The following is a 15,824-nucleotide window of genomic DNA, read 5'->3' on the forward strand; positions in this document are numbered from 1 at the left end:
TCCTCCACTATTCTTTCATCCCTGAAGTCGCAATTCCAGCCACAAACTGTTTCTGGAATATGAGAAATACTGTAAATATAGGAATCAATGAACAAACAGACGCTGCCATGATTGCCCCATAACTGGATGCATTTTCATCTTTAAAAAAATTCAATCCCAAAGGAATGGTAGCCAGTTCTTTACTTCTGATATATACTAATGCTGATTCATATTCATTCCAGGAAGATACAAACTGAAAAATAATCAGGGCACTGAATGCAGGTACGGCAAGCGGTAATATAATCTTTGAAAATATTGTAAAATGATTAGCCCCGTCAATTTTTGCAGATTCGCTCAGTTCTTCCGGTATTGACATAAAAAACTGTCTGAGCATAAACGTTCCGAATGCAGTAAACATACCAGGAAGTATCAGTGCCCAATGTGTATTATAAAGTCCAATAGTCCTGAACATAGTAAATCTTGGTATTAACATCATTTGCGCAGGAAACGCAAGTGTCGACAGATAAATCAGAAATATTACGTCTCTCCCTTTAAATTTAATCTTGGCAAACGCATATGCTGCCAGGGAACTTGTAAATACTTCACCTGCAACCGATAATATAGTCACCTTTAGGGAATTACCAAAAAAAGTAGAAAATGGAACGTCGGAATTCCATACTCTGTTATAATTATTCAAGGTAAAATTATCCGGAATCCAGTCGATCGGAAACGCAAATATAGTATTATCAGGTTTAAAAGAAGCTGAAAGCATCCAAGCAAACGGCAGCAGCATCGCAACTGAAATAACTCCCATCACTATGGTAAATATAATTTTGACTATCAGTCTTTTTTTACTGTAACTCAATCCAATCCCCCCTATCATCCTTCATTTTTTCTTGTGAATATCATCCTGCCTATTGTAAATATAAACACCAGGAAGAACAATATCCAAGCCATCGCTGTTGCATATCCTATTTCATTATATTGGAATGCATTTTTATAAATATAATATACCAGTACTGAAGATGAATTTCCCGGTCCTCCCTTTGTCATAACCTGTACCGGAGTAAATACTTGAAATGAACTTATGAAGGATATCATCGTCAAAAAGAACATCGTATTGCTCAGGGAAGGAATGGTAATATAGAAAAATTTCTGAATACCATTGGCTCCGTCAATTTCTGCAGATTCATACAAAGATTTGGATATCCCCTGCAAACCTGCAAGTACCACAATAATATTGTAACCTATACGCTGCCAAATACCTACAATAATAATAGAAAGTAAAGATGTACCCGTAGCATTTAACCAACGAGGCGGATTTTCAATTCCCAGCGTCATCAATACCTGATTAATCGGACCATATGCCGGAAGAAATAAAATCATCCAGACCACAGATACTGCTACCATTGAAGATACGTTGGGCAAATAAAATGCCAGCCTCAGAATTCCTTTTCCAAACACATATTCATTCAAAATTACCGCAAATATCAATGCCAGAAAAATAGCAACAGGCACAAGTACGATACCATATATTAATGTATTGATAAGTGAACGGATAAATACTTCATCATGTAATAATCTTGCGTAATTATCAAGTCCGACAAATTCCATATTTTTAAAGCCTGACGCAAAATTCCACTTAACCACACTTAAACCAAGCGCTAATATCAACGGTATTAATTTGAATGCAACATATCCTATGAAGTTTAATGCCAGAAACGAATAGCCCGCAAGATTCTCTTTTGTCTGGAGCTTCATTGTTCCTGGTTTTGTTTTTCCTTTCCATTTTGATCCAGAAATCATAATCACTTCCTATCAGACCGATGGCTCTTTAGCGCAGCGTGCTCCTCTATAAGCAAAACATTTTATCAATTATAATGCTTATCATATGAGGAGCACACCAGCCTGCGGGAATCCCCGCCATCGTCATACTTTTATGAATTAACCAGTTTTTATTTTGCCAAGTCTGCCGTAATTGCCTCATCTACGCTCTGCTGCAGCTTGCTTAATGCCTCTTCAACACCCATCTCACCACTGAATACAAGGGTCATTATGTTTTCCAAACCTTCCTGAATCGCTACATATCCCTGCTTGATCGTACAGTCTTTGCTTACAAGTACCCGATCCTTCATCATTGTATCCATCGCCATATCATAATCAAGCCCTGGTTTCTCACTGAAAATAATTTCGTTAAATGCACGTTTATCTTCTTCGTTGTCAAACTCAACAGCAGGATGCATTGCTTTGGGTCCTGCAAATAAATCTGCTCTGTCTATACAGATATATTTTAAAAGTTCCCATGCTGCTTCCGGATTTTCCACATTAGCCGGTATACTTGCTGTTGACGAATAGCAGGTGGTAATTGTCTGCCCTCCGTCAGGCGTAGGCATATCCACCATACCAATATCTGTTCCCTCCGGTATTTCGCCATAACTAGATTTCAAATAAAGACATCCGTAAACCGGTGCAACCCACATTGCATACTTTCCATTATAAAGGCCGGCCATACCAACCGGGTCACTATAATACTGCAATGCAGTAATCTCATCAACCGGGACAATACACTGATCCTTAAAAGTCATATCTACAAAAAACTGAAGGCTTTCGCGCATCTCATCACTACCAAAGGTTGATGCTGTCAGATCATCATTATAATATGCATTGTTACCTAATTTCTGTCTTGCTATCAAATCCCAGTAATTATCCCCATTGTTGCCTGCGGTATCAAGCATTGCGCCATATACCTTATCTGCACCGCTGCCGCTGGTTAACTTAATTGCGGTTTCACGGAAGTCTTCCCATGTCCATCCAGACTGAGGATATTCAAGGCCCGCTTCATCAAACATTTTTTTATTAAAGAATACCATATTAATATTATTGCAATACGGAACCGAATAATAATCGCCGTCGATATTCTGCGTCTCCTCAATCGCCGTTCCCAGCTTTTCTCCGTATTCCCATCCTTCTTTATCAAAAAACTGTTTTAATCCAAGATATACGCCATCATCGGCTCTCTGCCTTAAATCGGTATGACTTGCCTGCGTCATTACGTCGATTTTCTCTCCTGAAGCTAACGCTGTATTTATTGTCAATGTCGCGGCATCCGCAAGTTTTTGATAAACCAAATTATATTTTCCTGCATAATCGGCATTAAAACTTTCAAGCAACGGGGTAAGGTTTTCCGGGTTAGACCATGCATAAAAATCAAGTTCATACACATCTCCCGTCCCTTTATTTTCCTGTCCTCCATCTGCCGCCGCGGCCTGCGGGGAGCTTTCTGCTGTTGACGCTGTCTCACTGCTGTTTCCACAGGCGATTGTCATACCTGTTGTTACTGCCACTGTAAGTATGATTGCTACATTCTTTTTCCATCTGTTCATTATAAAATCCTCCCAATTTTAATTTATTGTTTTTTACCTCTGTTGCTTTCCTGCCCTCCCTTCTTCATTCATTTTCAGACTTTGATGATACTTGTCAGCCCATCCGGAATAACCGTAACCTTCTTTTTCCCGCCAAGCAGTGTATCAGCCATTGCCAAGGCCTGTTCTAAATTATCTGCAGGAATCATATGCATCTGTCTGACAAGTTCCGGCGCTGCCTTACTTACCAGAATAACCTGGAATTTGTTTACGATTCTTGCAAATATCTGTGACTGCCATTGATCCTCGAATGTTTCATTCCTGCCGGTTGCCAGAATTTTATCCAGTATTTTCCCTGAATCCTTCTCTTGACTAAATGTCTTGTAAAATCCCTCTGCTCCGCATCCATCTCTGCATTCTGACACCATAATAATAACGCCGCCTTCTTCACAGCAGGTCTCTGCAGTTGCCATTCCTTTTACCGATTGATATATATTTTGATCCATTGGAAAACCATTATTAGATGTAATGACAACAGGGGATATTACCTTATCGGTTTTACATAATTTTTCAATAAATTCTACCCCCTTTAAATGCGCAGCTTCCACATCTCCCGCAAACGCACCAATTACCCTGTGCCTAGAGTTAATTACCACATTTACGATATAGTCAAGTCCTCCTTTACGAGCTGCAAAAACCATATCTCTATGAATGGGATTCCCCTCCAGAACACCATATTGAGCCATCGGATCAGCAATAAATTCCGCACAATGATTTGCATATACTGTTCTTCGAGACGCAATCCCCGGAAGAACACTTTTTCTTCCTCCTGAATAGCCAGCAAAGAAATGGGGTTCTATAAAACCTTCCGCAACAAGCAAATCAGCTTCCGCGGCTGTTTTATTAATAAACAATTCTCCTCCGGATGGCAGTATTCCCAAAAAGGCCTGTTCCTCGTCATCACAGTCATGAATCATAATGGGAACACGTTTTACCATTTCCTTCCCGAATTTTTCATTCAGCTCATTTTGTGTTGTCGCTCTATGGCATCCGGTAGCAACAAGAATTGTAACCTCAGCATTTGGATTTCCTCTTTTAATTTCCTCCAGCATAAGGGGAAGAATGAATCGGCTGGGTACCGGTCTTGTATGGTCGCTGGCAATTATTACTACTTTATTCTTACCTTTTGATAACTCTTCCAACCTGCAGCTTCCATGAGGTCGTTCCATTGCCATTTTAATAATTTCAATTTCTGATTCCTGTCTTTCGTAACGATCTAAATTACTCGTTATAACTCCCGCTATTCGATCATCACTGATTGTGGTTTCCAAAAAGCTTTTTCCAAAAGGCATCCTGATTTTCATATCTACTCCAGACATAGCGCAGTTAATTTACTACATTATTCCGCTTTCCTTCAACAAAAGCTTTCAGATTGGCAACAGCAATATCCATAAGCCTTTGTCTGCTCTCTTTGGAGGCCCATGCAATATGAGGCGTTAAAATACTGTTATAACAACCTAACAGAGGATTATCCGGACGAATCGGTTCAGCAGACACAACATCGCACGCTGCAGCATAAACTTTCTTTGTTCTCAATGCCTTAGCCAAATCTTCTTCTTTAATTAAAGCCCCTCTGCTGGTATTAATAAGAATAACCCCATCTTTCATTTTGCTGATATTTTTCTCATTAATAATTCCTTCCGTTTCTGGAAACAGCGGGCAATTAAGTGAAATTACATCTGATTCCTTCAGTAATTCATCAAGCGTTACATATTGACCGATTTCCTTTCCTGAGTCATTTTGATAAGCATCATATGCAATGACCTGCATTCCAAAGGCTTTTGCCAGTTTACCAACAGCCTGTCCGATACGTCCAAACCCGATTATTCCCATTTTCTTTCCCGTAAGCTCCATTAGCGGATACTTCCAGAAACACCAGTCCTCATTATCAGACCATTCTCCCTTTTTTACAGCGTCCGAATGTTCTGCAACATGATGACAGATCTCTAACAGTAAGGCAAAGGTCATTTGGGCAACCGCTGTGGTGCCATATGTCGGGATATTGCATACGGGTATTCCCTTTTCTCTTGCTGCATTTATATCCACTACGTTATACCCCGTAGCCAGCACTCCAACATATCTAATCTGCGGACAAGCCTCAAAAACATCTCTGTCTAAGGGTGTTTTATTAACTATTACAGCCTCTGCATCTCCTATGCGGGAAATAATATCTTCTTTCGCTGTTCTGTCATATACCGTCAGAACCCCCAGTTTTTCAAATCCTTCCCAGCTTAAATCACCGGGATTCTCTGTATAACCATCTAAAATTACTATTTTCATAATTAATCCTTTCCATGGCTTCCATCTCTAAAGTCATTTAATCTTCCAAAAGAGCCCAGGCTCTGTTAATCACCCTTTTAGTACCGGCAAGCACCAAATCCCCGTCCTCTTCCTTCCACGGCTTTACTTCAAAAGAAAGAACATACGGATTGGCTGCATCCAGGAACCCTTCTTCTTTTATTACCCTGAAAAAATCCAATAACTGAACAATATCATTGGCACTGTCCGGAAAACCAAACCGGGGATGCTGGTCTCCATATGCCTCATACCCCTTTTTTACCACTGCGTTGCCTATATGAAAGTGGGTAATATAAGGTTTTAGTGTCTGAATTACAAACCTTGATGTTTCATATGTAGTAGGAAAATGAGATAAATCAACAATTAGGCCAAAATTACTACATTTGCTTCTCACGTCTGCAGCAAACCGTGCGGCATAGGGAGCCGGACCGATTAAAGCAGCTTTATCCATATCATAATCAAATACTTCCAGTTCTACATACATATCCTTTGAAGCCGCATATTCACATATATTTTCAGTTGTTTTAAGTAACTGTAAATATGCCTCATCTCTGGTATCTTTTTCCCATTTTCCAGCCAGAAATGCAATACCCTTTGCTCCCAGATATTCTGCTTCATCTACTGCTTCCAGGAGTGTCTGTTCCGCTTTTTTCCTGCCTTCCTCATCCACATTATTAGGATTCAGCGCCGGCCCCAACAGTCTTGGCTGTGCTCCATAGCAAACCTTCATATGAGCCTGTTCCAGCATTTTTTTAACCTGTTCACGAAGAACAGTATCTTTCACCTGAGTCACTTCCAGTGCATCGAAATAATCATCACAGCAAATTGTTTTAATAGAATCTAACAGTTCATATCCTGCGGGGGGATGGCTCATCCATTGGATAGTTCCAATTTGAAAATACTTATGAATTGAATCTCTCATATACCTTACCTCACGTTATTTACATAGAATAACTGCTATATCATTTACATTGGTTCCTGTAGCTCCTGTCCTGATTAGATTCCCGATTTTATCAAGTGCATGATAAGAATCGTTATTTTTTAATACATCTTCACAGCTAACTCCTAATGCTTCCAGCTTTTCTGCAGTTCTGCCATCCACAATTCCTCCGGCCGCATCCGTGGGCCCGTCCGTTCCGTCAGAACTGATTGCAAAAATAACCACATTATCCAACCCTCGTATTCCCTCTGCTGCACTCAATACAATTTCCTGATTCCTGCCGCCTTTCCCATTACCAAAAACTTTTACAATAGTTTCTCCTCCCACAATGATCGCACAGGGTGGTTTTATGCTATAATCTTTCTTTTCCACTACAGTATGTGCTATAGAAGCAATGAATTTTCCCGCCTCCCTCGCCTCACAATCAAGAGTATTGGATAAAATATATGGCTTATATCCTAATTCATTCGCGTATTTAGCCGCAGCTTTGCAAAACTCGCTGACACTGCCTGTCAAATATGTTTCCACATTATCCACACATCTAGGCGTTTCCTTTTTTAAAGCATATAAAATATGCTCCTTTAACTTTAATCCATATTTTTGTATAATACTGAATGCATCTTCACACGTAGAAGTATCCGCATAAGCCGGCCCTGAAGCAATCATATCCAGTTTATCACCCAGAATATCAGACAATACAATCGCATATATTTTTGCCGGTGCACAGTACGCTGCAAACTTTCCACCTTTTACATCGGATAACCTTTTTCTTATTGTATTAATTTCCGTAATACTGGCTCCACAATTTAAACACTGTTGAGTAACTTCCTGAATATCTTTTAAAGTAATTCCCTGAACGGGTTTCTCAAATAAAGAAGAACCGCCGCCAGAGAGCAGGAATAAGATATTATCTTTTGCTGATAATCCCTTTACCATATCAATTATTTTTTGAGTACCCATAATTGAATTATTGTCCGGAATCGGATGACCAGCTTCAATAATTTCAAAGTTCTTCAACTTCTGCTTTGAATGTCCATACTTTGTCAGGATAACTCCTTTACGAATCTGATCTCCCAGTATCTCCTGACATGTATTGGCCATTTTCCATGCTGCTTTCCCCACTGCTACAACATAAACATTCTCTATGCTTTTTCTGTCACTCAATACGGTACGGACCGCCTTATCAGGCAATACCTCTTTAATTGCCTTTTGGATTATTATTTCAGCGTCCCGATATTCTATATCCATTTTCTGTTTATACACCTCTGCTTTCCTCACTTAAGCAAATATTTTTTTAATTTTCATTAAATTCCGTCCTGTTTGTTATTCCCTCTCTTGCTGATGTTGTGTTTATATTATAGAAAGAGGAACCCTTTTTTCCCATGTTTGTGCAAACAAAGATGCCTGGCTTTTTTGTTTTTTAAATACAAAAAGTCAGGCATCGCTTTACTGTTTTATACATCTCCGGGCAGACCCACACAGAAGTTATTGTTACGCCGCCGTACCGCTTCCAGGAAATGGGGCTTATCAGACTTGGTATATCTGTTCTTTTCTTTTCAGATAAAAATAAAAGCCATTTACAAATTCCCTATCTTTATTGTTGCCAAGAGGATCCACGTTCAAGGTTTCCCTTATTTTATCCAGCCGGTAAATCAGGGTATTTTTATGTACATGCAAAAGCTTACTCGCATCACCGAGATTAAAATTCGCCATGCGCAGCGCTTCCATAATCTCCTTAAAGCTCTCAACGAATTTATCCTCGAAATTTTTTTCAATGGTATAATAAGCTACCTGCAGCTCCGTCAGTGGGAGTACCGACATAAAATACATATTGCAGTGATCATAAAAATAGAAGCTGCCTCCCTTTCCCATATTCTTCTTCAGCCATCTGCAGTGAATGTATCCCATACGGTAATTCATAAAATCAGTCTGGAAGGATCCTACATAGACGGTAAAAGAACAACCTGCACTCCGCATATACCGCAGTCCATCCCCGATAGCTTCCCCTACTACATATTTGTAATTTTTCATCAATTCCGGCAGAGGATGGTTCAGGGCTTTATACAGAAGGATATCCCCGTCCCTGGTCAGACAGATTAGATCCTGGGAGGAATGCTCCCTGCCATTTCTGAAGGCACTCAGCACATTTTCCCTCAGTTCCTGGCCGCTTTGTATATTTATCAGCACCGGCATCCTGATTATATCTTCCTTTAGCTGCAATGGCTCCATAAAACGCTCCCAGTCCTCCCTTTGCAGATCTTCATTATAAAGAATAATATTTAAAAGCTGTTCCTTCAGATTCCGCCTCTGCATCTTCTCATACTTAAACAGTTCATGCTCCAGCATGACCTCCACCGACATCTTGATGACCAATGCAATCGGCATAACCGCATCCGGTTCCCCTGTTATTCCAATGACTCCTTCTTTCCGCTTTTTATAATAAATCGCCATGTTGACGCCTTTTTTTACACCAAACTGGGTGTTCTCATTGTCAACTATGATAGTGTCCTTATCACCCCGGATAATCTGCAGAGCCACTTCGTGGTACGTTCCGATCCTGGAGGTGTTTTTACTGGCGATAATAATTCCCTTTTCGTCCATTATGTTAACATTATATTCTGTATATTGGGTGATTCTTTCAATGAATTTTTTCGCCAGTAATGCATCAATCATTATATTCTCCAAATTCCTCTGCTGTTTTGTCCGATTGTTATTTATGTATGATAACATTTTCTATAAATAACAATTAGGTTTTGAAAAACAAAACAGGATATGGTTTTTGGTTCTGGAATACAAAGATAAAATACTTTTCGATTCAAATGAATAGGAAAAGCTGCCAGAGCATTCCCTGCAGCTTTTCCACAAACAATTAGTTTTAATTCACCACATTTATCCATTTGCCTTCAATAAAAGCTTTAAGATTTGCAACCGCAATATCCATCAGTCTCTGTCTGCTTTCCTTAGGCGCCCAGGCAATATGAGGAGTTAAAATACTGTTATAGCATCCCAGCAGCGGATTATCCGGTCTGATTGGCTCTGTTGACACCACATCGCAGGCTGCCGCGTATACCTTTCCGTCCTGCAGCGCCTTTGCAAGATCTTCTTCATTAATCAGCGGTCCCCTGCTTGTATTAATAAGAATTACTCCCTCCTTCATCTTATTAATATTTTTCTCATTAATAATCCCCTCCGTTTCCGGAAACAAAGGACAATTTAACGAAATAACATCTGCTTCTTTCAGCAGCTCATCCAAAGTTACATAAGTTCCGATCTCTTTTCCGCTTTCGTTCTGATGGGCATCATATGCAAGCACATCCATGCCAAAAGCTACCGCTAATTTGCCTATTGCCTGTCCAATACGGCCAAATCCAATAATTCCCATTTTCTTTCCGGCCAGTTCCATCAATGGATATTTCCAAAAACACCAGTCTGCATTATTGGACCATTCACCTTTTTTTACAGCTTCGGAATGTTCCATAACATGGTGGCAGATTTCAAGCAATAAAGCGAAAGTCATCTGAGCAACTGCCGTTGTTCCATATGTAGGAATGTTACATACTGGTATCCCACGCTCTCTTGCAGCCTTTATGTCAATCACATTATAACCGGTTGCTAAAACACCAACATATTTAATTTGGGGGCATGCCTCAAAAACAGCCTTATCCAGCGGAGTCTTATTCACAATCACTGCATCGGCATCCCCAATTCTATCTATTACATCTTCCTTCGCTGTTCTGTCATATACAGTTAATTCACCAAGACTTTCAAACCCTTCCCAGCTTAAATCTCCGGGATTTTCCGTATATCCATCTAAAATCACAATTTTCATATTCAACTTATCTCCCATTTTTTTGTCTGTTACATTCTAAATTCTTATAACTGCAACATCCTTCCGAGCTATTCGGACATTCACACTGTTATTATCTGATTGTTTGAATTCAATCCCCCTTAAAAGCACCGGATTTTCTATTCTGTCTGAGAATACGGCTTCCACACTCTGCTCCATATCTGAAAAATTATAGATCCAGGCATATTTATTATCACAGTTTTCCCAAAGACGGATCGTGACCTCCTGATTATATGGAGCAAATGCCGCAGGCTGCATACCTGCAAATCTTAAAAGTGATGAAAACCATCGTCTGCTGACCTCATTTGCATGATGCTGATATCCATAGCCTGGCATGGAGCCTACAAGCATGGCTTTTCCTTTTCCGCAATTACTGGAGACAATTGCAATTTCCCCGTTTGAATAATATCCTTCCGCTTTTCCCTGGGTAACTTGGAATACCTGCCGGTAAACACCTGCATTGATTTTTCCATGCATTGAATCAATGGTTATATTCTTATTGGCATCCGGCCCAAGGTGAACAGAAGTCTGTATACATCCAAATACATCTTCAAAACCCCGGTTAGGCTGCATTGTTTCAATCGCATGCCCGCAATCATTAAAATAGCCGAAGCATCCTTCACTGATCAGCGTGCCTCCTCCCTTGGTCCAGACCAGCAGTTTCTTCATATCCCGGTCAGAGATTCCCACAGGATAAGGAATATATATCATATCATAATTATCGATCTGCGTCATTCTGATAATATCAGCCTGGATCCCGGAATCCACAAATGCCTGATAGCATCCTTTCAGACAATCTGAATAAATATTAGTATCATTAAATAATGAATAACAAAGGGCCTGCGCATCTTCCAGAAGCAATAAGCCAACCTGTCCCTTAACCGGTTTCGCCTTCCACAACTCTGCTGTAGCCTTATCATGGCACCAGGCTGCAAGCTTTTTAATTTCCTCCGACCTTACTGTCCGATCTCCATTCGGCGCATACCATCCATATGCCTGAAATAAATGTCCCTCATTAAGTCCCCTGTAACGGGGATTAATAAATGCAGATGCCCCTGTTCCGATACTCATTAATGCATCCATTCGAATATTTTCGGGAAATGCCATTTCATCTTTTTTGGTTTCTGCATCCGTTTTATCGCTTCTATTTTCCCAGGTTGCATCACCTATGGCCTCTGCCCTCCAGAATTCTTTGTCTCCGGATGCAGATCGGATCATATCTCCACCCATTAACGCGCTGCATTTATTTTCATACCAGAGAGTATATCCAAAAATATCTGGATGCTTTGCATATCTCCAATCATCTCCACAGCATGTGGCTATATCGCTATGTGCCTTGGCATTACCGTGCGCAATAATATTATGGGTAGAATCCGCCTGCCTTAAAACATCAATTCTAAATTGGAACCATCTTTCCTGCTGATCATTCTGGAAGCGGATCATATCAAAAAATTCCGGATGAGGCCCTGTCATTCTGGGCAATCTGATCTGTGACCAGTCTGTATAGCTATGCCGGCACCATACGCTGTGAAGCTTATCCAGTGTCCCGTATTTATTTTTCAGCCACTCCTGGAATTCTCTTTCCGTTGCATCACAATAACATAAGCCATCCGGACTGTATAAAGAACATTCATTCCACACGTCATACCCAAGAATACCATCAACGCCTCTGTAATGTTCCCCCATAGCCTGCAGGAATCCGGCCACCCCATCCCGGACCTCCTTGTGATCCATACACATGGAATGCGTTCCTCCGGCCATGGAACTGTCATTCATTTTATTAAATTTTTTATTTCCGTTTTTATCAGTAATTCTTGCATCCTGATTCTCCGCAAAAAACCAATCCGGAATGATTGTAGACATCTCCGCTATAACGGTCCGTATCCCATACTTATTTCCCAAAGCTATCAGCTTATCATACGGTTCCCAATTAAATACTCCAGGAGAGGTTTCAATTGCTGCCCAGGGAAACCAATGTCTGAAATGAGTAATTCCGTCTTCTGCGGCTTTTTTGTAATCATTCTCCCAGTCGCGTTCTGCCGGAGCGGAATATCTAAAGTATACGGCACCAAAATCAATCGTTTTTTCTGTACTCATAAGTTTTCTCTCTCCTTTATCCCTTCACAGCACCTGCTGCAATTCCTTCAACAATATTCTTCTGTAATGCAAAATATGTAATCAATAAGGGAAGCATTGACAACAAATAGCTTGCAAAAATTAAATTCCATTGTGTACTTGCTTCGCTCCTGAAAACATATTGCACTAATGTCAATGTCTGATGTTTCTTCGTCTGCAAAATCAACAACGGATACAGGAAGTCGTTCCAGATTGACATCGTATCCAATATTATTAATGTAGAAACCACATGTTTTAATAAGGGAAAATAAATTTTCCAATACATCTTAAAAGGACTGCAGCCGTCAATTACAGCAGATTCCGCCAAATCATTCGGCACACTTTTAATAAACCCCATAAAAAGAAATACGGCAAAGGGAATATTTCTTCCGATATAAGAAATACATATACCAGGAATTGAATCCATAAGATTTAAATTTTTCATCAATTTTACTGAAGGACTGAGTGACAGATAAAATGGTATCATTAGCCCTGCAATGAAAAAATAATATAGATTCCGGACAAACCTGTTTTTTGTTCTGTGCATAACAAAGGTTCCCATACCGGTCACAAGAACTATTAAAATTACGCTTACTGCCGTAATAATAAAAGTATTAAAAAAGGTTCTCGGAAAATTAGTCATCTGCCAAGCCTTTATAAAGTTAGAAAGCTCAAAGCTTGTTGGAAATGATAAAGGATTCATTAATGCCTGAGAAGGTGTTTTGACCGCTAAAACAATCATAACATAAAACGGGAACAGAAAAACACAGGTGAATAAAATCATCAGTATTTCACTGACAGTTCTTCTTACCTTCACCGGACTTATGCTGTTTTTTTTCTTTACTATCTGCTTATTATCCAATGTTATTCTCCCTCTTTCTCAGAACGACCAGTTCAAATAGTGAAAGCACTATAATGATGAGCGCCAGAATTACCCCCATTGTAGTACCGTAACCCGCCCGATAGAATTCAAACGATTCACGATAGATTGTCAATGACAATAGCTCACTGGAATTTCCCGGCCCGCCTCCTGTCAGTGCAAATATCAAATCAAATTGTTTGAAGGCACCCTCCATAACCAGTACAATATTAATTGTAAAGGAAGGAGCAATCAGAGGAAAAGTAATATAACGGAAATGCTGAAATCCTTTGGCCCCGTCTACCAGCGCCGCTTCTTTAATTTCCTTATCGATATTTTGAAGGCCGGCCAGATATATAACCATTGTATATCCTACCCCTTTCCATACCGAAACAAAAATACCGGCTGCCAGAGAGGTTGCTTTATTACCAAGCAGATTATATTTCATAACTTCGATACCCAGCATGTCACCCAGCATGGCAATTGGTTCCGTAAAAAGATAGCTCCAAATATAACCTACAATCAGTGAACTCAATACTACCGGCACAAAAATAAATGTCCTTAAAAGATTTTTAGTCTTAAATTTCTGGTTTAAAGCTAATGCCAGGGCCAGCGCACAAATATTCTGAATAACAGTCACCCAGAAAGCGTATATAAACGTATTGTAAAGCGGTTTTAAAACAACAAAATCATGAAAAAAAGTTTTATAATTCTGCAAACCAATAAAGTTAAATTTGGGGTTTAAACCATCCCAATCCGTAAAGCTGAAAAAAACCCCTTCAACTACAGGATACGTAGAAAAAATCAAAAACAGTATTAACATTGGCAGAAACATTATCCCGTATTGAAAAATATTTAGAGCTGACACGGATATTTTTTTTCTTTTATTATGATTCATATAGAATGCGCCCTTCCTTAGTGAAACAGGCCCATGCCCTTAATCCCAGGAGCATAGGCCTGCTATTTTCCTATTCTCTCATACTGGATCTTAATTCTTCAAATCCTGTCAAAAATTCTTTATCAGCATCCAAAAGTCTCTGATGCTCTTTTTCCAAGTTTGCAAGAGTAGTATCCAGATCTGTTCCTCCGATCCATTCCTGAACAATAGTTTTCATGATTTCCTTTATTCCGGGAATCCATTCTCTCTCAGAATAACCTACATATTTTCCTTCATTCAGAATGGGAATCTGATCCTGCAGGGATGCATCAACAAAGCTTGTATCCGCACCTTTTACAATAGGAACTGCATTTCTTGCTTCGGCAAGCAGCGTATTATTCTCAGGCAGGTATAAATATTTATAAACATCAATTGCCGCCTCCTTATATTTTGTTCCCGACCAGATGGATATACATGAATCAAAATCTGCAATCGTTTTATATTCATCTTCACTGTCATATAAAGGGAATGGTATGTACTTGAGTTTTCCTTCTAACTCAGGGTTCATTTCTTCAAGCTTTTTAATGGTGCTTGGACCGCTTACCATAAAAGCGCCTTCTTCTCTTGCAAATCTGGTTAAAGCATTGTCTACATCCAGTCCAAGACTGTCAGGATTTGCATATTCCAGGATTTTTTCATACGTCTCAAATAATGTTCTCCATTCTTCACCGTCCCAGCTTTTATCACCCGTACAGCACTGATAATAAAAGTCAGGATTCTTACCGGAAACTATCTGATGAAGATAACAGAATACAAAACCTGTAGCCCCCGAACCATCCTTTGCCGGAACTATAAATGGATATTCCAATCCATTGGCTTTCATTTTGTCCATATCCGCCAGAAATTCGTCGAATGTCTTCGGAGTCTCTGTAATTCCCGCCTTTTCAGCAATGTCAGTATTATACATTAATCCCCATAAAGAAAATTCAACCGGATATGCATAATCCTTTCCATTATAAACATTCATCGGTTTTTTAATATCCTGAATGGTATCCCGGATTCCTATATCAGTAATATCCAGTAAATTACCTCCCTTTGCATATGTGTTAATCTGCGATCCCCACTGATACTGGAAAAGATCCGGTGCATCGCCTGCTGCCAATTTGGAGGCCATTGCGGAATTAAATCCGGCAACACCTCCCGGAAGAACGGTTACTTCAACAGTAACATTGGGATGTTCGCTATTATAATTTGAAAAAATGGTATTCAGTGCTGTAACACATTCGGAAGCTCCCGTTGCAAACTTCAATGTAATCTGTTCCTCGTTTCCAACTTCATTAACTACATCTTCCGCCCCCTTATTTTCCACATTTTCCGTCACTTCATCTCCGCCGTCTACTGTCTCAGTTGTTCCTGAGCAACCACCCAAAGCAGTTGCCGCCAATATACCGGCCAATACGCATGCCATAAACCTTCTCTTCATAGTT

Annotated in this window: 13 protein-coding genes; all 13 read right to left on the reverse strand. The window is 39.9% G+C overall.

Going from position 1 to position 15,824, the window contains the following annotated elements:
• Positions 1 to 7 precede the first annotated feature (7 nt).
• Complete coding sequence (locus tag DXA36_RS25430) at positions 8 to 844, reverse strand: carbohydrate ABC transporter permease (RefSeq protein ID WP_118682210.1); 837 nt, start codon at positions 842 to 844, stop codon at positions 8 to 10.
• Between the two features lie 14 nt (positions 845 to 858).
• On the reverse strand, positions 859 to 1,785 hold the full coding sequence (locus DXA36_RS25435) for a carbohydrate ABC transporter permease (RefSeq protein ID WP_118682188.1): 927 nt from the start codon (positions 1,783 to 1,785) through the stop codon (positions 859 to 861).
• 149 nt (positions 1,786 to 1,934) lie between these two features.
• Complete coding sequence (locus DXA36_RS25440; protein ID WP_118682189.1) at positions 1,935 to 3,362, reverse strand: extracellular solute-binding protein; 1,428 nt, start codon at positions 3,360 to 3,362, stop codon at positions 1,935 to 1,937.
• 74 nt (positions 3,363 to 3,436) lie between these two features.
• Positions 3,437 to 4,705 (reverse strand): nickel-dependent lactate racemase, encoded by a 1,269-nt coding sequence (larA, locus tag DXA36_RS25445; RefSeq protein WP_118682211.1) that lies wholly within the window; start codon positions 4,703 to 4,705, stop codon positions 3,437 to 3,439.
• A gap of 22 nt (positions 4,706 to 4,727) precedes the next feature.
• Positions 4,728 to 5,681 (reverse strand): D-2-hydroxyacid dehydrogenase, encoded by a 954-nt coding sequence (locus DXA36_RS25450; protein ID WP_118682190.1) that lies wholly within the window; start codon positions 5,679 to 5,681, stop codon positions 4,728 to 4,730.
• Positions 5,682 to 5,718: 37 nt separating this feature from the next.
• On the reverse strand, positions 5,719 to 6,621 hold the full coding sequence (locus DXA36_RS25455) for a sugar phosphate isomerase/epimerase family protein (protein WP_118682191.1): 903 nt from the start codon (positions 6,619 to 6,621) through the stop codon (positions 5,719 to 5,721).
• Between the two features lie 15 nt (positions 6,622 to 6,636).
• Positions 6,637 to 7,902 carry a glycerate kinase type-2 family protein gene (locus DXA36_RS25460; protein WP_330425100.1) on the reverse strand — a complete coding sequence of 422 codons (1,266 nt, stop codon included), beginning with the start codon at positions 7,900 to 7,902 and terminating at the stop codon, positions 6,637 to 6,639.
• A gap of 264 nt (positions 7,903 to 8,166) precedes the next feature.
• The gene (locus DXA36_RS25465; protein WP_118682192.1) at positions 8,167 to 9,312 is read right to left on the reverse strand and encodes a CdaR family transcriptional regulator; all 1,146 of its coding nucleotides are present in this window, start codon (positions 9,310 to 9,312) and stop codon (positions 8,167 to 8,169) included.
• Positions 9,313 to 9,514: 202 nt separating this feature from the next.
• Complete coding sequence (locus tag DXA36_RS25470) at positions 9,515 to 10,468, reverse strand: D-2-hydroxyacid dehydrogenase (protein WP_118682213.1); 954 nt, start codon at positions 10,466 to 10,468, stop codon at positions 9,515 to 9,517.
• A 36-nt stretch (positions 10,469 to 10,504) separates the two neighbouring features.
• Entirely contained in the window at positions 10,505 to 12,583 is a 2,079-nt protein-coding gene (locus DXA36_RS25475) for a beta-galactosidase (RefSeq protein ID WP_118682193.1), read from the reverse strand.
• Between the two features lie 16 nt (positions 12,584 to 12,599).
• A complete protein-coding gene (locus DXA36_RS25480; RefSeq protein WP_118682194.1) occupies positions 12,600 to 13,463 on the reverse strand; it encodes a carbohydrate ABC transporter permease in 864 nt (287 codons plus the stop codon).
• On the reverse strand, positions 13,456 to 14,358 hold the full coding sequence (locus DXA36_RS25485; protein ID WP_243114742.1) for a carbohydrate ABC transporter permease: 903 nt from the start codon (positions 14,356 to 14,358) through the stop codon (positions 13,456 to 13,458). Before DXA36_RS25485 ends, DXA36_RS25480 begins: the two co-directional genes overlap by 8 nt.
• Positions 14,359 to 14,428: 70 nt before the next feature.
• Positions 14,429 to 15,820 (reverse strand): ABC transporter substrate-binding protein, encoded by a 1,392-nt coding sequence (locus tag DXA36_RS25490; RefSeq protein WP_118682195.1) that lies wholly within the window; start codon positions 15,818 to 15,820, stop codon positions 14,429 to 14,431.
• Positions 15,821 to 15,824 lie beyond the last annotated feature (4 nt).

It is taken from the genome of Eisenbergiella sp. OF01-20 (assembly GCF_003478085.1).
In the GTDB taxonomy this organism is placed as follows: Bacteria; Bacillota; Clostridia; order Lachnospirales; family Lachnospiraceae; genus Eisenbergiella.

Excerpts from the sequence above, each read along its gene's own strand:
- DXA36_RS25465 (WP_118682192.1), bottom strand. The coding sequence starts at position 9,312 with ATGATTGATGCATTACTGGCGAAAAAATTCATTGAAAGAATCACCCAA.
- DXA36_RS25440 (WP_118682189.1), bottom strand. The coding sequence starts at position 3,362 with ATGAACAGATGGAAAAAGAATGTAGCAATCATACTTACAGTGGCAGTA.
- DXA36_RS25485 (WP_243114742.1), bottom strand. The coding sequence starts at position 14,358 with ATGAATCATAATAAAAGAAAAAAAATATCCGTGTCAGCTCTAAATATT.
- DXA36_RS25455 (WP_118682191.1), bottom strand. The coding sequence starts at position 6,621 with ATGAGAGATTCAATTCATAAGTATTTTCAAATTGGAACTATCCAATGG.
- DXA36_RS25450 (WP_118682190.1), bottom strand. The coding sequence starts at position 5,681 with ATGAAAATAGTAATTTTAGATGGTTATACAGAGAATCCCGGTGATTTA.
- larA (WP_118682211.1), bottom strand. The coding sequence starts at position 4,705 with ATGAAAATCAGGATGCCTTTTGGAAAAAGCTTTTTGGAAACCACAATC.
- DXA36_RS25490 (WP_118682195.1), bottom strand. The coding sequence starts at position 15,820 with ATGAAGAGAAGGTTTATGGCATGCGTATTGGCCGGTATATTGGCGGCA.
- DXA36_RS25475 (WP_118682193.1), bottom strand. The coding sequence starts at position 12,583 with ATGAGTACAGAAAAAACGATTGATTTTGGTGCCGTATACTTTAGATAT.
- DXA36_RS25435 (WP_118682188.1), bottom strand. The coding sequence starts at position 1,785 with ATGATTTCTGGATCAAAATGGAAAGGAAAAACAAAACCAGGAACAATG.
- DXA36_RS25470 (WP_118682213.1), bottom strand. The coding sequence starts at position 10,468 with ATGAAAATTGTGATTTTAGATGGATATACGGAAAATCCCGGAGATTTA.